19 protein-coding genes and 2 riboswitches are annotated in these 19128 nt (G+C 65.3%); of the genes, 7 read left to right on the forward strand and 12 right to left on the reverse strand.

The window, feature by feature from the left end; all coding sequences use genetic code 11:
- The first annotated feature begins 25 nt into the window (after positions 1-25).
- Positions 26-1138: a cobalt-precorrin-5B (C(1))-methyltransferase gene (locus tag C5J22_RS22725; RefSeq protein WP_105440097.1), complete on the forward strand. Its 1113-nt coding sequence runs from the start codon at positions 26-28 to the stop codon at positions 1136-1138.
- Here C5J22_RS22725 and cobM read toward each other — a convergent pair.
- Genes cobM through cbiE form a run of 3 tightly spaced genes read right to left on the reverse strand, consistent with a single transcriptional unit; the run spans position 1111 to position 3529 of the window.
- Positions 1111-1896 (reverse strand): precorrin-4 C(11)-methyltransferase, encoded by a 786-nt coding sequence (gene cobM / locus C5J22_RS22730; RefSeq protein WP_105440098.1) that lies wholly within the window; start codon positions 1894-1896, stop codon positions 1111-1113. The two genes, C5J22_RS22725 and cobM, sit on opposite strands and share 28 nt — an antisense overlap.
- The gene (locus C5J22_RS22735) at positions 1893-2279 is read right to left on the reverse strand and encodes a cobalamin biosynthesis protein (RefSeq protein ID WP_172746750.1); all 387 of its coding nucleotides are present in this window, start codon (positions 2277-2279) and stop codon (positions 1893-1895) included. The genes cobM and C5J22_RS22735 overlap by 4 nt, the downstream gene beginning before the upstream one ends.
- Positions 2276-3529 (reverse strand): precorrin-6y C5,15-methyltransferase (decarboxylating) subunit CbiE, encoded by a 1254-nt coding sequence (gene cbiE / locus C5J22_RS22740; protein ID WP_105440100.1) that lies wholly within the window; start codon positions 3527-3529, stop codon positions 2276-2278. Before cbiE ends, C5J22_RS22735 begins: the two co-directional genes overlap by 4 nt.
- A 1-nt stretch (position 3530) precedes the next feature.
- Here cbiE and C5J22_RS22745 point away from each other — a divergent pair, with 1 nt between their 5' ends.
- Entirely contained in the window at positions 3531-4286 is a 756-nt protein-coding gene (locus C5J22_RS22745; protein ID WP_105440101.1) for a cobalt-precorrin-6A reductase, read from the forward strand.
- Here C5J22_RS22745 and C5J22_RS22750 read toward each other — a convergent pair.
- The 7 genes from C5J22_RS22750 to C5J22_RS22780 are packed head-to-tail and all read right to left on the reverse strand — an operon-like array spanning position 4262 to position 12454.
- Positions 4262-5029 (reverse strand): precorrin-3B C(17)-methyltransferase, encoded by a 768-nt coding sequence (locus C5J22_RS22750; RefSeq protein WP_105440102.1) that lies wholly within the window; start codon positions 5027-5029, stop codon positions 4262-4264. The two genes, C5J22_RS22745 and C5J22_RS22750, sit on opposite strands and share 25 nt — an antisense overlap.
- Positions 5026-5766, reverse strand: coding sequence for a precorrin-2 C(20)-methyltransferase (locus C5J22_RS22755; protein WP_105440103.1), 741 nt, complete (start codon positions 5764-5766; stop codon positions 5026-5028). Before C5J22_RS22755 ends, C5J22_RS22750 begins: the two co-directional genes overlap by 4 nt.
- A complete protein-coding gene (locus tag C5J22_RS22760; RefSeq protein ID WP_105426459.1) occupies positions 5763-6392 on the reverse strand; it encodes a precorrin-8X methylmutase in 630 nt (209 codons plus the stop codon). Before C5J22_RS22760 ends, C5J22_RS22755 begins: the two co-directional genes overlap by 4 nt.
- Positions 6389-7702 (reverse strand): precorrin-3B synthase, encoded by a 1314-nt coding sequence (cobG, locus tag C5J22_RS22765; RefSeq protein ID WP_105440104.1) that lies wholly within the window; start codon positions 7700-7702, stop codon positions 6389-6391. Before cobG ends, C5J22_RS22760 begins: the two co-directional genes overlap by 4 nt.
- Positions 7699-10992: a cobaltochelatase subunit CobN gene (cobN, locus tag C5J22_RS22770; RefSeq protein ID WP_105440105.1), complete on the reverse strand. Its 3294-nt coding sequence runs from the start codon at positions 10990-10992 to the stop codon at positions 7699-7701. The genes cobG and cobN overlap by 4 nt, the downstream gene beginning before the upstream one ends.
- Before the next feature lie 17 nt (positions 10993-11009).
- A complete protein-coding gene (gene cobW, locus C5J22_RS22775) occupies positions 11010-12047 on the reverse strand; it encodes a cobalamin biosynthesis protein CobW (protein WP_105440106.1) in 1038 nt (345 codons plus the stop codon).
- Positions 12044-12454: a DUF1636 domain-containing protein gene (locus C5J22_RS22780; protein ID WP_105440107.1), complete on the reverse strand. Its 411-nt coding sequence runs from the start codon at positions 12452-12454 to the stop codon at positions 12044-12046. Before C5J22_RS22780 ends, cobW begins: the two co-directional genes overlap by 4 nt.
- A gap of 106 nt (positions 12455-12560) precedes the next feature.
- Positions 12561-12801: riboswitch (cobalamin riboswitch) on the reverse strand.
- Between the two features lie 59 nt (positions 12802-12860).
- Positions 12861-13090, forward strand: a riboswitch (cobalamin riboswitch).
- A 36-nt stretch (positions 13091-13126) separates the two neighbouring features.
- On the opposite strand from C5J22_RS22780, the gene C5J22_RS22785 reads away from it, so the two are divergent.
- Genes C5J22_RS22785 through C5J22_RS22800 form a run of 4 tightly spaced genes read left to right on the forward strand, consistent with a single transcriptional unit; the run spans position 13127 to position 16161 of the window.
- Positions 13127-13303: a CbtB-domain containing protein gene (locus C5J22_RS22785; protein WP_037087553.1), complete on the forward strand. Its 177-nt coding sequence runs from the start codon at positions 13127-13129 to the stop codon at positions 13301-13303.
- Positions 13304-13316: 13 nt separating this feature from the next.
- Complete coding sequence (locus C5J22_RS22790; RefSeq protein ID WP_105440108.1) at positions 13317-14078, forward strand: CbtA family protein; 762 nt, start codon at positions 13317-13319, stop codon at positions 14076-14078.
- Positions 14075-14689, forward strand: a complete 615-nt coding sequence (gene cobO / locus C5J22_RS22795; protein ID WP_037087557.1) for a cob(I)yrinic acid a,c-diamide adenosyltransferase — start codon at positions 14075-14077, stop codon at positions 14687-14689. Before C5J22_RS22790 ends, cobO begins: the two co-directional genes overlap by 4 nt.
- Positions 14690-14691: 2 nt before the next feature.
- Complete coding sequence (locus C5J22_RS22800; RefSeq protein ID WP_105440109.1) at positions 14692-16161, forward strand: cobyric acid synthase; 1470 nt, start codon at positions 14692-14694, stop codon at positions 16159-16161.
- Here C5J22_RS22800 and cbiB read toward each other — a convergent pair.
- A complete protein-coding gene (gene cbiB / locus C5J22_RS22805; protein ID WP_105440110.1) occupies positions 16145-17110 on the reverse strand; it encodes an adenosylcobinamide-phosphate synthase CbiB in 966 nt (321 codons plus the stop codon). The two genes, C5J22_RS22800 and cbiB, sit on opposite strands and share 17 nt — an antisense overlap.
- On the opposite strand from cbiB, the gene cobD reads away from it, so the two are divergent.
- Positions 17109-18149, forward strand: coding sequence for a threonine-phosphate decarboxylase CobD (gene cobD / locus C5J22_RS22810; RefSeq protein ID WP_105440111.1), 1041 nt, complete (start codon positions 17109-17111; stop codon positions 18147-18149). The two genes, cbiB and cobD, sit on opposite strands and share 2 nt — an antisense overlap.
- Here cobD and C5J22_RS22815 read toward each other — a convergent pair.
- Positions 18130-19128: a P1 family peptidase gene (locus C5J22_RS22815; protein WP_105440112.1), complete on the reverse strand. Its 999-nt coding sequence runs from the start codon at positions 19126-19128 to the stop codon at positions 18130-18132. The genes cobD and C5J22_RS22815 overlap by 20 nt on opposite strands.

The following is a 19128-nucleotide window of genomic DNA, read 5'->3' on the forward strand; positions in this document are numbered from 1 at the left end:
CCCCGGTCGGGCTATAGAAACGGCCATGGAAGTGGATGGCAAGAACCTTCGTCGTGGCTGGACCACGGGAACCTGTGCGGCGGCGGCGAGCAAGGCGGCTTGTCTTGCTCTCCTTTCCGGAAAATTCCCCGATCCGGTCGAGGTGACTTTGCCCGGCGGGCAGGCGCCGTCCTTCGCGCTCGCCGTCGAAGAAGCCGGCGAGGGATTTGCGAGAGCCGGGATCATCAAGGATGCCGGCGATGACCCGGACGTCACGCATGGGGCGCTGATCAAGAGCACCGTGCGGCGCGGCGCGGCCGGCAGCGGCATCACCTTCAAGGCCGGCGAAGGCGTTGGCACCGTCACCCGCGCCGGCCTGCCCCTGCCCGTCGGTGAACCCGCCATCAATCCGGTGCCGCGCAAGATGATCGCCCAGGCGATCGCTGAGGTCGCCGGCGGTGAGGCCGACTTCGAGGTGGAAATTTCGGTCGCCGATGGCGAAAAAATTGCCGAGAAGACGCTCAACGGCCGGCTCGGAATCCTGGGTGGTATTTCCATCCTCGGCACGACCGGAATCGTCATTCCCTTTTCCTGCTCGGCCTGGATCCATTCGATCTGGCGCGGCATCGACGTGGCGCGTGCCGCCGGGCTCGACCATGTGGCAGGCGCCACCGGCAACACGTCCGAAAAGGCGGTGCAGGCGCATCATGGATTGCACGAGATCGCCCTGATCGACATGGGCGATTTCGTCGGCGGCATGCTGAAATATCTGCGCGACCATCCGGTGCCGAAGGTGACGATCGCCGGCGGCGTCGCCAAGATGACCAAGCTCGCGCAGGGCATGCTCGACGTCCACTCCAAGCGCGGACTGGCCGATCTCGAGGCTCTGGCGAAACTCGCCGGTGAAGCCGGGGCGAGCGACGAGCTTGCGGCGCAGATAGCTGCCGCTAACACCGTATCCCAGGCGTTCGCGCTCGCCGGCGACAACGGACTGGCGCTGGGCGACCGGATTGCCGCGCTCGCCTGGAAGACGGCCGCCAAGGCGCTCAAACAGCCTGAGGTCGCGCTGGAAATCCTGGTCTTCGATCGCGAGGGCCGGTTGGTCGGCCGGACTGCGTTTACGGCGTCCGATCATTCGGAATCCTTGTCGCCGGCTTGAGGCCAACCGGGCCTGAAGCGGCGCACGTAATCGGCATTGTAAAGCTGGCTTTCGACGAAATCGGCAGCGCCCAAGCCTTTGCCCACGAAGATCAGCGCCGTCCGCTCGGCTGGCTCCGCCGCCAGCTTCGCCTCGATATCGGCAAGCGTGCCGCGGATGATCCGTTCTTCCGGCCAGGAGGCGCGAACGACGATTGCGACCGGGCAATCGGCGCCATAAAGCGGTGTCAGTTCCGCGACGATGCGGTCGAGCGCGTGGATGGCGAGGTGGATTGCCAGCGTCGCGCCGGTGGCGCCGAAGGCAGCGAGCGTCTCGCCATCCGGCATTTTCGAAGCGCGGCCGGACACGCGGGTGAGGACAAGGCTCTGTGCCACTTCCGGGATGGTCAGCTCACGCCTCAGGGCCGCGGCGGCGGCGGCGAAGGAGGGTACGCCGGGGGTCAGCGTGTAGTCGATACCGTGCTTCTCCAGCCGGCGGATCTGTTCGGCAACCGCGCTCCAGACGGAAAGATCGCCGGAATGCAGTCGCGCGACATCCTGGCCGGCTTTGTGGGCCGCCACGTATTCCGCCTCGATATCGTCCAGCGACAGCGACCCGGTATCGACAATCCGCGCATCCTTCGGGCAATAGTCGAGCAGTTCCTTCGGCATGATCGAGCCGGCATAAAGGCAGACCGGCGAGCGGGCGAGAATATCGCGGCCCCGCACGGTGATGAGGTCGGCGGCGCCTGGTCCGGCGCCGATGAAATGCACGGTCATGAATGGTCCTTCGAGCGTGCCAGGGCGCAGGTGGCGCCATCGGCGATCAGCCGCGCGACAATCAGCTCGGAAGCCTCGCCGGCGGCGGCCAGTGCCGCGGCTTCGGAAAGGCTTGGCGTCGCTGTTTGCGCAAGACTGTGTTTCGAAACTGTTCTGGTGCGGCCTTCCACCTGCTTCAGCGCCGCCTCATCGACAATCTGCAAGGGCAGGCGCAGCCGTGCCGAAAGCTCGATCATCCCCGGCTCATGCCGCTTGATCTCACCGGTCGCCAGTATGGAGACGGATTCACGTGAAATATTCGCCGCGGCGCAGGCGGCGGCCAGCGCAGAAAGCAGCGCCTCCGCCGACGTCCCCTTGCGACAGCCGAGGCCTGCGGCAATCATGGTTTTACTCCGGGTTTCGTCCAGCTCCATTGGGTGACCGGCATGGCCGGCTTCCAGCCCGACATGCCGCCGATCGGCGCTGCCCGCGAAACCTCCATGCGGATCAGCTCGCCGCCGAATTTCGCATACGCTGCCAGAAGGACCGCTTCCATTTCCAGCGTCACGGCATTGGCGACCAGCCGCCCGCCGGGCTTCAGCGCCTCCAGGGCCTGATCGAAAACGCCAGGCTCGCTGCCGCCGCCGCCGATGAAGATCGCATCCGGCTGCGGCAGGCCGGCTAGAGCCACCGGCGCCTCACCTTCGACGATGCGCAGGCCTGGCACGCCGAATGCCAAAGCATTCCGCCCGATCCGTGCTGCCCGATTGGCATTGGCTTCGATCGCGATTGCCTTCAGGGATGGATCGGCGAGCATCCATTCGATGCCGATCGAGCCCGAGCCGGCGCCGATATCCCACAACAGTTCGCCGCGGTGCGGAGCCAGTGCTGAGAGCGTCAGCGCCCGGATTTCACGCTTGGTGATCTGCCCGTCATGTTCGAACAGCGTATCGTCCAACCCGACAGCGCGCGGAAGGATAAAGGCTCCAGCTTCGGCCTTCACGTCGATGGCGACGACATTCAGCACATCGATATCCGGTAGCGCAAACTCATCCGCCTGTTGTGAACGGATACGTTCCGCCGCGCCGCCCAAAGATTCCAGAACAGTTATCCGAGAAGGCCCGAAACCGGTGCGAGACAAAAGCTCCGCCAGCGCCGCCGGACCGTTCTCATCGGATGTCAGCGCGATGATCCGCCGGCCAGGATGCAGCAGCGGTCGGATGTGATCGAGCGGACGGCCATGCAATGACACCGTTTCGATGTCTTGCAGCGGCCAGCCAAGCCTTGAGGCGGCCAGCGAAAAGGCCGAGGGGGCAGGATAGGCGGTATATTCTTCAGGCGCGACATGGCGGGACAGCGTTGCGCCGACGCCGAAGAAGAAAGGGTCTCCGGAGGCCAGCACGCAGACCTTTTGGCCACGCAGCGCCACGACGTCGCGCATTGTTGCATCAAACGGTGTCGGCCAGGGGCGGGCTTCGCCGGTAATCGCGGAGGCTGCCAGTTCCAAATGCCGCCTGCCGCCGAAAACGACGGCGGCGGATGCAATTGCCGAGCGGGCATTGTCGCCGAGGCCCGGTACGCCGTCCTCGCCGATGCCGACGATGGACAGCCAGCGGCTTTGGTTTAAAGGTTTGCGAACTGATTCAGGAGGCATCTTGCAACGCTCCATCCTCATTCTTGGCGGCACGGCGGAAGCCCGCGCGCTGGCCGGAAAACTCGCCGGCGATCCGCGGTTCGCCGTGGAGCTGTCGCTTGCCGGGCGCACACGCGCGCCGGCCGAGCAACCCGTGCCGGTGCGTGTCGGCGGTTTTGGCGGTGCCGAAGGGCTTGCTGCCTATCTCAGGCAAAAAGGCATCTCGATCCTGATCGATGCGACGCATCCCTATGCTGCTCAGATTTCCCGCAATGCGGCCAAAGCCGCCGAGATTTCCGGCGTCCCGCTTGTCGCCCTGCGACGGTCGGCCTGGCAGAGACAGCCCGGTGACCGCTGGATCGAAGTCGACGGTGTCGCGGATGCGGTCAATGCCCTGGGAGAGGTCCCGCGAAAAGCATTCCTGACGCTCGGCCGGCAGGAACTTCTGCCCTTCGAGGCCGCGTCCCGGCACCATTACCTGGTCCGTAGCGTCGATCCGGTCGAGCCGCCGCTTTCCGTCCCGAACGCGGTCTATCTGACCGCGCGCGGCCCCTTTGGGCAGGCGGACGAGGCCCAGCTTCTCCAAGACCATGGCATCGAGGTGATCGTCGCCAAGAACAGCGGCGGGCCGGCGAGCTACGGCAAGATCGCCGCTGCGCGCGAACTTGGTATCGATGTCGTCCTGATCCGCCGTCCGGACCTGCCGGAAGTGCCGTCCGTCGAGACCGTGGAGGAGATGCTCGCCTGGCTGGATCATGCGCCGGCGCCCCTGAAGTAACGCGGGGAATAGACGATCGGGCGCCGGTTCTCCCGCTCGATAACCCGCGTTTCCGCGGTGCCGACGATCACGCATGTCGCCATGTCGGCCATGTCGCCTGCCGCTTCGGCAAGCGGCACGATGCGGATAGCTTCATCCGGCCGACCGGCCGCTTTGCCGAAGATCACCGGCACGGTGCCGGGCAGATGGGCGCGCAGAATAGCGAAGGCTTCGCCGAGTTGATGCGGGCGCGCCTTGCTGATCGGGTTGTAGAAGGCCATCACGAACCCGGCCGTCGCCGCTGCGACCAGGCGTTTCTCGATCACATCCCACGGCTTCAGATTATTCGAAAGCGAGATGGCGCAGAAATCATGGCCGAGCGGCGCACCGGCTTTGGCCGCGACGGCCAGCATGGCGGTAATGCCGGGAACGACCGAAAAATCGATCTCGCGCCACAGGGCCGGACCTTCGTCGATCGCCTCGCAGACTGCGGCGGCCATGGCGAACACGCCGGGGTCGCCGCCCGAGACGACACAGACCTTGCCTCCGCCCGCCGCCATTTCGAGCGCGGCGCGGGCGCGCGCCAGTTCCTCCCGGTTATCGGATGCGTGACGGCGCTGGTCGGGGCGGAGGTTCAAACGGTCGATATACGGAAAATAGCCGAAAAAATCCTCCGCTTCCGTCACTGCGGCGGCCGCCTCCGGCGTCATCTGGTCGGGATTGCCGGGGCCAAGGCCGACGACGGTCAAAGAACCCGTCGTCATGGCCGTGTCTTCCAGCCGGGCACGAGGACGATCGAGAAATACGGGGCAGGGCTCTCGTCGCGCTCTTCCAGACGTTGTGCTGCGCCGTTCGCCATCGTGCCGCGCTCGACATAGAGCGCTCCGGACAGTTTGCCGACGGAGGCCAGTGCCCGGCGGATTTTCGGCAGGTTGCGGCCAACCTTCATGATCACTGCGCCGTCGGTGTTTTCAAGCCGCTCCGCGAGCTTCTCTTCGGACAGCGTTCCCGGCAGCACGCTTAGAATATCGTCGCCCTGGACGAGCGGCATGCCGGTCATGGACCAGCAGCCGGACATGGCGGTAACGCCGGCCACGACTTCCGCCTGGTAGCGGTTGGCCAGCCGCACATGCAGGTGCATGTAAGATCCGTAGAACAGCGGATCGCCCTCGCTCAGCACGGCCACGTGTCTGCCCGCATCGAGATGCGCGGCGATGTCGTCCGCGGAGCGATCGAAGAAATCGGCGATCGGGCCGCGATAATCGGCTTCGTCCTTGTGGGTCTCGACCGTGACCGGATAGACCAGCGGCAATTCGAGCGTACCCGGCCGGATATGTGCCTCGACGATGGCGCGGCCGTTGCCGCTCGAGCCTTTCTTGCAGAAGAAGGCGATCACATCCGCTTCCTGGATGGCGCGCACCGCCTTCAGCGTCAGCAGTTCGGGGTCGCCGGGTCCGGTGCCGACACCGATGAGCCTGCCCTTGATGAGCGCGGCGTTCACAGTCCGGCCCTCGCCAGTGCGTTGACGCAGGCAGCCGTCATCGCCGAGCCGCCCATGCGGCCGCGCACGATCGCATAAGGAATGCCGAGCGTCGCTTCCATCAGCGCTTCCTTGGACTCCGCCGCACCGACGAAACCGACCGGCATGCCGATGATGGCAGCCGGGCGCGGCGCTCCGGCGTCCAGCATTTCGAGCAGGCGGAAAAGCGCGGTCGGCGCATTGCCGATCGCAACGACTGCGCCTTCGAGATCGTCCCAGAGATCGAGCGCGGCAGCCGAGCGGGTGTTGCCGATGGTCTTTGCCAGCTCGATCGTGCGGCCGTCGCGGAGCGTGCAGATCACCTGGTTATGGGCCGGCAGGCGGGCGCGGGTAATGCCGTGCGCCACCATTTCGGCATCGCAATAGATCGGCTTGCCGGCATGCAGCGCGCCGCGTGCCTGGGCAACGAAATCCTTCGAAAACCGGAAATGCTGAGCCGCCTCGACCAGCCCGCAAGCATGGATCATGCGCACCGCGATCTCGGCCTGTTCCGACGAAAAAGGCGAGAGATCCGCTTCCTCGCGGATGATCGCGAAGGATTTTTCGTAGATCGCGTCGCCTTCGCGAATGTAATCGTAACTGTTCATGATCTTCCTGACGTAACGGCCGCAGCAAGCCGGCGCGGTCCCAGACGGGCGAGGCAGGCGGCGGAATTTTCGCCGGCGCGCCTTTCGTCTCGGACAAGATCGGCGATGCGGCGAAGGGAGTTGTTGGTATCGGCAAAAGCGACCGAGGCAAAGGGCTCGTCAGCCGCTTTTCCTCCGGCGATGAGCGAAAGGCCGGCGGCCGTTCCGCAGAGTGCAAGCGCTGACGGCTGCGGATGGGCGCAGCCCTTCGGGCAGCCGGTCACGTGCAGCTTGAACGAGCCGTCCAGCAGATCGCCGCACTCTTCCGCCGCTTTGGCGCCGAGTTCATGGGTGGCGACCGTCGCGGAATTGCAGGCGGGACTTCCGGGACAGGCGGCAATCGCCGAACGCGGATCGCTCGGCGAGGTGACGAAGCCGTTGCTGCTGGCAAAAGCGGTCAGAGCTTCGCAGGCGGTTTGATGGCCAAAAAACAGGAGCGAATGGTCGAAGGCCGGTTTCAGGGACTGTATCCCCAGCCGCTCGGCTTCGCCGCAAAGAGCGATCAGGTCCTCGGCGTTTGCCTGACCGAAGGCCGGGCCGATGCCTGCCGCGAAAAGGTCGCCGGAGAGGCGGAAGGTGCCGAAAGGCGAGGCTGGCCGGCCAGGCGCATGGTTGGTGGACAACCCGGCAGCGAGATCGCGTCCCCTCGCCTTGGGTCCCTTTTCGCCGAGCTTTCGAAGCAGCGCCAGAGCGGCGGAGACGGCCTCTGTTTCACGTAAAACATTGAAAACGCGGCCGGTTGTTTCTGTCCCGCCCAAAAGCAGGGTCCAGCGGATGCCTTCATCGCTGGAAACAGCGGTGAGCCGGATATCGGCCAGGAGGTCGGAAAGCCTGAGCTGTCCGCCACCGTCGACTACCACCGACATCTTTGGAGCAAGACCGGGGATGTCGCGCGCACCTTGCCGAATCGCCTCCGCTATCGGGCGCGGATCGGCGAACTCGGTGTCGTCCATCCCCGCCAGGGGCGGAGTTTCGACAGCAAGTCCCTCGCGAAGCGGCAAGTCCAGCGCGCGGACATCGGCATCGAGAACGGGAGCCGAGGCCTCGCTCAGTCCCCGGACCTGCAGGTTGCCGCGGGCGGAAATATCAAGAACGCCGTTGCCATGGCGCGGCGCCAACCGGCAGAGCTCCGCCAGTTGTCCCGGCGTGATGACATCGATCAGCGCGACGCGGGCGAGGAGCCCGTCGCCGGTCTGCATCGGGGCGGAGAGGGCGGGGCAGGCGCCGCGGCGCATATCCAGCGTGTTTCGATCGAGGGAGCGCGCCGTCATGCGACCTTCTCCCGGGTGAGCATTTCGAGCTCGGCATCCACTGCGTTGCGGCGGGGATGCCAGAGGCCACGGCGAAGGGCCGAGCGGAAACGCTCGGCCATGAAGCGTGCGCCTTCGGGGTTCTGGCTCAGCAGGAAGTCGCGGACCGTTTCATCGCCGAGATAGGCGTCGTAGGTCGCCTCGATCAGCGATTGCGGAATGGCATGGGTGGTTTCGGCAAAACCGATCAGCCGGTCGACCGTTTCCACGAGCTCGGCGGCGCCGCGCGGGCCGTGGCGCATCTGGCCGGCGATGAAGCGCGGATTGACGGCGCGGGCGCGCACCACGCGGGTTACCGCTTCGGAAATCGAACGGGCGCGGGGTTTTTGCGGATCGGTCGTGTCGAGTGCGATCACATCCGCCTTGCCGCCGAGTGCCGCGACAGCCGCCGCAAAGCCGCCGATGAAGGCGACATCGGCCGAGCCGTCCAGCAGGTCGCGGCCCGGATCGTCGCCCGTATGGACCAGCAGATCGGCCGTGCCGATGCGGTTCGCGAACTTGCCGGGCACGTGGCTGGCATCGCCCTCTGCGCCGCCGAAGGAATGGCTTGTCGCATCGAGATAGAGGCGGCCCAGTTCCTCGCGTTCCGCCCAGGTTCCGCCTGCGAGCTTTTCCTCGATGCCGGAGCCGTAGGTGCCCGGTGCCGAACCGAAGATGCGTGAGGGGACGTGCCCGAGCGCTTGTGTCTCTTCGGCCAGGGGATTGTCGCCCGGAGCTTCCTCGCGGCTGGCAATGGCGCGCATCGCGGCGTCGAGCAAGGCGATGAGAGCCGGAAACATGTCGCGGAACAGGCCGGAAATCCTCAGCGTCACGTCGACGCGCGGGCGGCCGAGCGCTGCCGGCGGCAGGACTTCGATGCCGGTGACGCGGCCAGTCGCCGTATCCTGCACGGGTCTCGCCCCCATCAGCGCCAGGACCTGGGCCACTTCCTCGCCGCCACTGCGCAGGGACGCGCTGCCCCAGAGATCGAAGACGAGGCTTTTCGGCCAGTCGCCGTGATCCTGGAGATAACGCCGCAGGATTTCGTCGGCGGCACGCTTGCCGAGTTCGAAAGCGGTCGGTGTCGGAAGGGTGCGCGGATCGCTGGCGAAGAGGTTGCGGCCGGTCGGCATGACGTCGCGGCGGCCACGGGCCGGGGCACCGGATGGGCCTGGGCGGATGTGCTTGCCGTCGAGTGCGTCGAGCAAGGCCTGTCGTTCGGTTTCGGCGCTTTGGACGCGCAACGGGTCGTCATCGCCGGGCGCTACCTGCCCGAAGACGTGCTGGCCGTCCTTGATCGAAAAGTCCTTGAGATCGCAGAGAAACGCGTCGATGCGGGTGAGCGCCGCATCCGGATCGTCGCTGTTCGAGACGCCAGCCTCGCCGGCCAGTCCGGTGTCGCGGGCGGTCTCGACGATCAGCCTGGCCAGCCGGTCGCGGCGGCGGCGATCGAGGCCGTCGGCCTGCGCGTATTCGTCGACCAGCAGTTCCAGCTTCTTCTGTTCGTCTGAAAGGCCGGCGCCGGCCAGGACCGGCGGCAGATGGCCGATGGTGACGGCGGCGATCCGCCGTTTGGCGACCGCCGCCTCGCCGGGATTGGAGACGATGAAGGGATAGACGACCGGCAGGCCGCCGGTGACGATCTCCGGAAAACAATCCTTCGACAGCGCCACGGTCTTGCCCGGCAGCCATTCGAGCGTCCCGTGGGCGCCGACATGGACGATCGCATGCGCGCCAAGCGTCTCGCGCATCCATTGACCGAAGGCGATCAGCGCGTGGCGCGGGGGGAGGTCCGGGCTGTGATAGTCGGCGCGGCGATCGGCATTGCGGCCGCGGTCGGGCGCGAGCGCGACGGTGATATTGCCGAAGCTCGCGGCACGGAAACGGAAAGCGTCATCCCTGAAGTCTTCATCGGCTTCGGACCTGCCCCACGCCGCCTCCGCAACGGGCAGGGCATCGTAGGCGGAGCGTGCGTGGCCGGCGGATTGGGCACTCAGGCGGTTCAGGAGATCACGCGGAGTCTCGGGGATATCCGAAACACCGTAGCCGGCTACCGATAGCTCGTGCAGCATCCCGAGCACGCTCTGTGGCACGTCCAGACCCACGGCATAACCGGTACGGCCCGGTGCGCTCGGATAGTCCGGCATGAGGATGACGATCTTGCGCTCGGGCCGTGGCGTGGTTTTGAGCCGGAGGAAGGCAGCGATACGGTCGACGACCTGTTCGACCCGGTCCGGTTCCGGCTGGTTGACGAGGTTGGCGGAGCTTTCGCCTGCCTTGAAGGAGATCGCGCCGGCAAGAATGCGTCCATCGAGCTCCGGCAGGACGACGTGCATGGCGAGGTCGGCGGGGTTGAGGCCGCGCCGGTTCTCAGCCCAGCCATCGCGGCGGGTCGTGGCGACGACGATCTGGAAGACCGGCACGCCGGTGCGGTCGAAAATCGTTTCGCCGTTGCCGTCGGTGCCGCTGGCAAAGGCGGTGGTGGAAAGAATGGCCGCAGATTTCAGGTCCGAGACCGCCTGTTCGACGAAGGCCAGTGCATCCGGTTCCTTCAGCCCGCCGACGAAGATCGGCACGGGTGCAAAACCGCGCTTCTTCAGCGCTTCGAACAGCGCATCGATCGGCGCCGCGTCATTCGCAAGCAGCATGGAGCGGTAGAACAGGATCGGCAAGCGCGGCGCATCCGGCGCAAAACGGGCCAGCAGGTCGCTGGCCTCGACAATGCCTTTTCCGGGCGCGTAATAGCCGGCCTTCGGCACCGGGGCTGCCTGCGGCAGCGGTTCCGTTTTGCCCTCGGCCAGCGTCGCCAGAAGCGTCGCCAGAAGCCGCATATTGGCCGGCCCGCCTTCGCGGAAACAGCTCAGGATGCCGGCGATCCGGTCTTCCGACACGGTAGAGGCCGCGATCAGTCGCTCGTCGCGGATGCTGCATTCGCCGGGCAGCAGCGCCAGCGCGATCTTTTTCCGCTTCGCCATGCGCGAAAGTTCCTCGACGCCATAAGCCCAGCGATCGTAACCGCCGAGAATGCGCACGAGGATGATCTTGGCATGGGCTGCCGTCTTCTCGACCCACAGATCGACGGACATGGGATGGCGGAGATCGGAGAGGCTGGCCAGCCGCAGGCTCGGCAAATTCGAACCCCAAGCGGCGGAAAGGCCGTTCAGGTCGCTGCCGGAAAAGGACAGCACCACCACATCGGCCGGCGACTGATTGAGGTCGACCGGTTCGATGAGGTCGTCAAGCGACGACGATGTGGTGGCGAGTATGTGCATCCTTCCCTCGGGCCTTCTTATGCGGCCAGCATCCTTTCGATCGCGGCGCGGTCGATGCCTTTTTCGCCGATCACGACAAGGCGGCTTGTCCGCGCTTCGCCGGGTGCCCAGGCGCGGTCGAAATAATGGTTCACGCGCGATCCTACCGCCTGAACCTGCAGGCGCATCGGCTTGTTCGCGACTTCCACGAAGCCTTTTATGCGCAGCACGTTTTCCGCCTCGGCCGTCGCAGAAATGCGGGCGGCGAGCTGTTCGGCATCGGTGACTGCGGCCAGATCGACGACGAAGCTGTCGAAATCGTCGTGATCGTGGTCGAGTTCGTCATCGTGATGGGTCTTGCGGTTCTCGATATCGTCCTCGACGGCAAGGCCGAGGCCGATCAGCACGGCCGGATCGATGGCGCCGTTGGCGGCCGAGACGATCTTCACGGCACGTGGCAGATGCGCGGACACGCGATCCCTGGCGATCGCAAGGCCGGCGGCATCCAGAAGGTCGCTCTTGGTGAGCACGATCATGTCGGCGCAGGCCACCTGATCCTCGAACACTTCCTCGACCGGATCGTCATGGTCGATCGAGCCGTCCGCGTCGCGCTGCGCTTCCAGCGCCTCGTGGTCGTCGGCAACGCGGCCTTCGGCGAGCGCCAGTCCGTCGACCACGGCAATCACCGCGTCCACCGTCACTCGCGCCTTGACGTCAGGCCACTGGAAGGCCTGGACGAGGGGTTTTGGCAGCGCGAGGCCGGAGGTTTCGATGAGGATGTGATCGACGCGGGGTTCGATGGCCAGGATCCGGTCGATCGCCGGCACGAAATCGTCCGCCACGGTGCAGCAGATGCAGCCGTTGGCAAGCTCGATGATGTTGTCTTCCGGGCAGCTTTCGATGCCGCAGCCCTTCAGGACGTCTCCGTCGATGCCCACATCGCCGAATTCGTTGACGATGATCGCCAGCCGCTTGCCCTTCAAGTTTTCGATCAGGTTGCGGATCAGCGTGGTCTTGCCGGCGCCTAAGAACCCGGTAACGACGGTGCAGGGAACGCGGTCGAACGAAACGCTCATGATGGCATGTCCTCGTGGTGATGAAAGGGTGGAATACGGGCCGTCATGCCCTTGCCGCGCAGGCAGGTCGGGCGGCCGCGAAGGGGAAGGAAGCCGCGTTCGTCCTCGGCCAGCATCATCGCGCCGGTGACGATATCCTCGACATTGTCGAGCGACAGGTGGCCGAAGACATAGGACCAGCCGCTCTTGTGATTAAACGCAGCACTCGGACTTTTTTCGCAATTGGCAAGGCAGGTGACCGGCTTTACCGCGAGCGGCTTGCCGCTTGCTGCCTCGCGCAGCGCCGCGATCAGTGCGATGCCCGGCCGGATTTCGCCGTCGGACGCATTACGGCAATTGGTGCAGACGAAAATCGTCACATCTGCCGGGCCGGCGGTTGCCGGATCATCTGGTCGGTGGTCACTCATCGGTCAGCCGCGTTCCCGCCGGGGTCGAAAAATCGGGGCGCGGAGCAGAAGGTCGAAATCCCTCTGCGGTGATCGAGAAACTTCCTCCGGAGCACCCCGCCCGGTGAAGCAAAACTAATCGGACGGCAGGTCTCCTGGCTCGCGGGTCGTCGCCATTTGCCTGCCTTCCCAGGATACCGTTGGCCGGATTTCCCAGTGGCTTGACGGCCAAATGGCCGTTTTAGGCAATGGCTCGCCGCCTACAGTTGCGGGGGCAGCCGCGGCATTGATCCTGAAAAAGGGATCGCACCGCATTCTCTCTTAGCCCTCCCCGTTGCCGGAAAGGGACCATCTCTTTCCAAGTAAGCCCGGTCGCAGGCCCATGTCAATGCGTCGCAAAGGCGATTGCCGTGACGCCGAATTCGTCTATAGTGACCGAGCCTATGGTGCCCGAAAGGGTTTTAGAGGGAATGCGGTGCGACGGAATTCTGCCGTCCAACCCGCGGCTGCCCCCGCAACTGTAAGCGGAAAGTCTTCGACCAAAACGGCCGTCCGGCCGTCAAGCCACTGGGAAATCCGGCCAACGGTATCCTGGGAAGGCGGGAGAAGGCGTCCGATCCGCGAGCCAGGAGACCTGCCAGAGGCGGCAAAGAACGTGAACGGCCCTCGGGTGGAGGGCGAAAGGACGAGACCATGGTTACGAATTCTGCTGCAGCTGCAGTCAGCCTCTCCGCTTCGAAGATCATTCCCCTCAGCATGACGGCCCTGCTTGGCCTGTTCATCGTCGGCTTTGTCGGCTTCTCTCATCTGGAAGTCGTCCATAACGCCGCGCATGACACGCGCCACTCGCTCGCCTTCCCCTGCCACTGAGGAGTTCTCCCCAATGTCGTTGTTTCGCAACATCGTCTTCACGGCGGTGATCGCCGGGCTTTTGTCCGGATTGCTGCTGACCGTGATGCAGAGCTTCTCCACTGTGCCGCTGATCCTGCAGGCGGAAGTGTTCGAGAATGCCGCGCCCGAGGCCGGCCACAGCCATGATGCTGCACCTGCCGCAGGTGCCACGGCATCCGCCGCCGAGCATCACCACGGCGAGGAAGCCTGGGCTCCCGCCGATGGCTTCGAGCGTTTCATCTATACTGCTGCCGCAGACATGCTGTCGGCTATCGGTTTTGCCCTTGTCCTCGTTGCCGCCTCGGAAGCGTTCGGCGGCTTCAAGGGCTGGCGCGGTGGCCTGATGTTCGGCATTGCCGGCTTCCTCGCCGTCATCCTCGCGCCCGGCCTCGGCCTGCCGCCGGAACTGCCCGGCATGCCGGCTGCGGAACTCGGTCCGCGCCAGATCTGGTGGATCTCGACGGCGGCCTGCACGGCAATCGGTCTCGGCCTGCTCGCCTATACCCGCTCGGCCGTGTTCGCAGCGCTTGCGATCGTGCTCCTGATCGCCCCGCATCTGGTCGGCGCGCCGCTGCCGCCAAGCCATGAAACGGCGGTCCCGATGGATCTCCATGTCCGCTTCGTCAACGCCGTCTATGCCACCAACCTGGTGTTCTGGGCGGTGCTCGGCGCGCTGGCCGGGGTCGCCCGCGAAAAGTTCCGCGCTGGCGAGGAAGCTTCTGCCGGGTCTCCGGCGAAGCTTGTCTCCCGGTGAAGGAGATCGACGAGGCGTCCGTCGAGCGCCACCGCGCCAAGATGGCGAACCGCAAGGCGGTTCAGGATGCGGAAGTGGCCGAGAAGACCCAGGAAAAGGGTCTTCTCATCGTCCATACCGGGCCCGGCAAGGGCAAATCCACAGCTGCCTTCGGCCTGGCGCTGCGCATGCTCGGCAACAACCGCCGGGTCGGCGTCGTACAGTTCATCAAGGGCGCCTGGTCGACCGGGGAGCAGCCCGCGCTCGCCGTCTTCGGTGACCGCGTCGTCTGGCACACGATGGGCGAGGGTTTTACCTGGGAGACCCAGGACCTGAAGCGCGACGTCGCCGCGGCGGAAAAGGCCTGGGAAAAGGCACTCGAGCTGATGGCGGACGAGACGATCGGGCTCGTCATCCTCGACGAACTCAACATCGCGCTTCGTTATGACTATCTCGATCTGGACAAGATCGTCGCCGCGCTACAGGCACGGCGGCCGGATCTGCATGTGGTCGTCACCGGCCGCAACGCCAAGCCGGCGCTGATCGAGGCCGCCGACATGGTGACCGAGATGTCGCTGGTCAAACACCACTTCAAGGCGGGCGTGAAGGCCCAGGCCGGCATCGAGTTTTAGCCATGGTTGGGTCCAAGCCAGCTCGGGCGCTGATGTTTCAGGGAACGGGCTCGGATGTGGGCAAGTCGCTGGTCGTGGCCGGCCTTGCCCGCGCCTTTACGCTGCGCGGCCTGAAGATCATGCCGTTCAAGCCGCAGAACATGTCGAACAATGCTGCGGTCACCGCAGATGGCGGCGAAATCGGCCGGGCGCAGGCGTTGCAGGCGCGCGCCGCCGGCGCGCCGCTCAGCGTCCACATGAACCCGGTGCTCCTGAAGCCGCAGAGCGAGGTCGGGGCGCAGGTGGTGGTGCAAGGCAGGGTCGAAGGCAATGCCAAGGCCGCCGAGTATCAGATGCTCAAACGGACACTGATGCCGCGGGTCCTGGAAAGTTTCGATATCCTCCGCAACCAGGCCGATCTCGTCCTGGTCGAAGGCGCGGGCAGTGCCTCGGAAATCAATCTTCGCCAGAACGACATTGCCAATATGGGATTTGCGCGGGCGGCGGACGTGCCGGTCGTGCTGATCGGCGATATCGACCGTGGCGGGGTGATTGCCAGCCTTGCCGGCACCAGGCTGGTGCTCGATCCCGAAGATGCGGCGATGATCCGGGGTTTTATCGTCAATCGCTTTCGCGGCGACCCGGCCCTGTTCGCCGACGGTATGCGGATGATCGGGGAACTTACAGGCTGGCATTCGGTCGGGCTGTTGCCGTATTTTGCCGATGCGGCCCGGCTGCCGGCAGAAGATGCGCTTGGCCTCAATGCACCGTCAGTGCGAAAGGCCGGTGCGAAGATCAGGATCGCGGTGCCGATCCTGCCGCATATCTCCAATTTCGACGATCTCGATCCGCTGGAAGCGGAGCCGGATATCGATCTCATCCGGGTCCGGCCGGGGCAGGCCATTCCCGGCGATTGCGATCTCGTGCTGCTCACCGGTTCGAAGGCGACGATATCCGATCTGCGGGCGCTGAAGGCGGCCGGTTTCGACGTCGATATCGCAGCGCATGTCCGCCGTGGCGGGCGGGTGCTCGGTCTCTGCGGCGGGTATCAGATGCTCGGCAAAACGATCGCCGACCCGGAAGGTACGGAAGGACCGCCAGGCTTAATCGAAGGGTTGGGTTTGCTGGATGTCGACACGGTTCTCGCGGGCGACAAACGACTGGAGGCCGTCTCGGGCGAGAGTTTCGACGGAATTTCTCTGTCCGGTTATGAAATGCATATAGGCAAGACGTCCGGTGCCGATTGCACGCGGTGTTTTGCGACAATCGGCGGAAACCCGGAAGGCGCGATATCGGCGGATGGCCGGGTCTGGGGCACCTATCTCCATGGGCTGTTTTCGGACGACCGGCAGCGGTCGGCCTGGCTGACGCGGCTTGGTGGCTCGGCATCGGGCCTGGACTATGAGGCCGGGGTGGATGCGGTACTCGACCGGTTGGCCGTCCATATGGAAAAGCATCTCGATCTCGATGGGCTGCTCAAACTTGCCAGATGATCCACGCCAGGAGGCCGAAAAGGCCGATCAGCAGAGCGTCGGCGACGCGGGCGAGTTTCAGCGCGCGGCGAATGTCGTCGTAGGTGAGCTCGGAACGCCCGCCCTCGCCCATGAACCGCGCCTCGATCATCTGTCCGCCATAACTGCGCGGCCCGGCGAGCGCAATGCCGAGCGCGCCGGCCATCGCCGCTTCCGGCCAGCCGGCATTCGGCGAACGGTGATGGCGGGCATCCCGCCTGATGGCGCGGATGGCGTCGCCCGGCGAGGCGCGATCGATGCAACCCGCAGCGACCACGAAAAGAAGGGCACTCAGGCGCGAGGCGGGCAGGTTGATGAGATCGTCGAAACGCGCGGCCGCCCAGCCGAAGGCTTCGTATCGCGGCAGCTTGTGGCCGATCATGCTGTCGGCGGTATTGGCCGCCTTGTAGCCGACGCCGCCCGCGAGACCGCCGATCCCCATCCAGAAGGCCGGCGCCACGACGCCGTCCGAAAAATTCTCGGCGAGGCTCTCGATCGCCGCGCGGCAGACGCCGGCTTCATCGAGCTTTTCCGGATCACGCCCGACGATCTTCGAGACCGCTTTCCGCCCGGCATCCAGGCCTCCGTATCGCAGCGCCGTCGCCACGGCCTCGACATGGGTTTCAAGGCTCTTCTGCGCCGGCAGGCTCGCGGCGATCACCACCAGCAGGATCGGCCCGAGGGGGATCATTCTCAGGTCGTATTCGATCACCAGGCTGAGCAGGATGGTGATCCCGAGAAGTGCCAGAAGCGCGAACACGCCCTTTCGCTTGCGCGTGGAGAAGTCGTCGCTTTCGCGGTTCAGATCGCGGTCGAGCCGGGATATCAGTGCGCCGATCCAGGTCACCGGATGGCCGATGCGCCGGAACAGCCAGTCCGGATAACCCACGATGCGCTCCGTGATCAGGGCGAAAAATGCGAGAAGGAACATGAAGTTGGCAGGCCCTGAGATTGGCGACGAAGTTGGCGATCCGATACAGCACGGCGGCAATCTTTCCCGTGCCCGGGCGCTGTTTCCACATGCGCCGGAACCCTGGGTCGATCTTTCCACCGGTATCAGCCCGCATTCCTATCCGTATTCGCCCCTGCCCGACAATGCTTTCACGCGACTGCCTGACGTCGCATCGGCGGAAAGACTGAAAACCCTCGCCGCTGCTGCCTACGGTGCGCCCTCGGCGGCGCATGTCGCGGCGGGGCCGGGAACGCAGATCCTGCTGCCGATGGTCGCCGATCTGATCGCCCGGAAAGGCAGTGCCGCGGTTCTTTCGCCGACCTATGCGGAGCATGCCCGCGCGGCGCGGCTTTCCGGTTTTGGGGTAACCGAAACCGACGATCTGGATCGGTTGGCGGAAGCGGACCTCGCCGTCATCGTCAATCCCAACAACCCGACAGGACGGATCGTCCCGCGTGCCGATCTTTTGGCGCTCGTAGCGGTTATGCGCGCGAAGGGTGGGCTGCTGGTCGTGGACGAAGCGTTCATGGACGTCTCGGAAGCATTGAGCGTCACCGACGCAGTGGATGCCGGCGGGCTGGTGGTGCTGCGCTCCTTCGGCAAGTTCTACGGCATGGCCGGATTGCGGCTCGGCTTCGTGATTTCGCATCCGGAAACCGTGGCGAGAATCGAGAACCGGCTGGGTCCCTGGGCGGTGTCCGGCCCGGCATTGCACGTGGCGAATGAGGCACTCGCCGATGTCGGATGGCGTGGCGCAATGCGGCTCAGGTTGAAGGAGGATGCGGCGCGGATGGATGCCCTGTTCGGTGCTGCGGGAATACCTGTTATGGGTGGGACGTCGCTGTTCCGCTTCATCCGGGATCCTCGCGCGCAAGCGGTTTTCCGGCACCTTGGAGAGCGGGGCATTCTGGTGCGCCGGTTCGAGGAACGGCCCGAGGATCTAAGAATCGGCCTTCCGTGCGAGAACGAGTGGCCGCGGCTCGAAGAAGCCTTGAAAACTATTGAGCCGGCGAAGTGAATTTGTCGCGCCACGCGATCTGGGCGCTTGCATTGGGCAAAGCCGTCGCCTCGTAGACGCCGCGGGCCACGGCACGCGCGGTCACCAGCGTTGCGAGATGGCAGATTTCCATGAAATCCGAGGGCTCGCTTAAGGGTCTCGCACCGGTCGCCGCCGAAAAGATCGTGTCTCCGTCGAAGGGCAGGTGGGCCGGTAGGACCGCCCGCGCAAGGCCGTCATGGGCGAGGATGGAAAGCCGGTGCGCCTGTGCCTTGGTCAGCACGGCATCGGTGACGATGACGCCGATCGTGGTCGAGGTCACGTTGCGGCCCTTGAGGCGCATGCGATTGTCGAAGGTCGGAGGCAGTCCAAGCCCGCCGAACTCCTTGTCTTCTTCAAAGGGAGCGGCCCAGAAATGCGGGCCTTCGCCTATCGTCGCCGAACCCAGTGCGTTGGCGGCAACCAGTGCCGCGACCGTATGGCCTGTCGAAGTCCGGGCACTTGCCGAGCCGATGCCGCCCTTGAACGTCGCCGTCGTGGCGCCCGTTCCGGCTCCAATGGTTCCGAGCCCGAATTCACCCTTGGCGGCGGCCCTGAAAGCCTGGTAACCCAGGTCGCGATAGGGCGAATGCAGGCCCCAGTCCTTGTTGCCGCCGTTCAGGAGATCCATCAGGATCGCCTGCGGCACGATCGGCACGCGGACGCTGCCGACCTGCAAACCGCGACCGATTTCGCGCAGGCCCGACTGTACGCCGCCGGCCGCATCGAGACCGAAGGCCGAGCCGCCCGACAGCACGAAGGCATCGACCGTCTGGACGGTCATTGACGGATCGAGCAGAGCCGTATCCCGCCCGCCCGGCGCGCCGCCGAGGACGGAGCCGGAGGCGATTGCCGGTTCGTCGAAGATGATCGCCGTGACGCCCGACCCCAAGGCAAGATCGGTGGCATGGCCAACGGCCACGCCCTCGATGTCGGTCAGCAGGTTCAGCAATCCCGTCAT

This window comes from Neorhizobium sp. T25_13 (assembly GCF_002968675.1).
In the GTDB taxonomy this organism is placed as follows: Bacteria; Pseudomonadota; Alphaproteobacteria; order Rhizobiales; family Rhizobiaceae; genus Neorhizobium; species Neorhizobium tomejilense.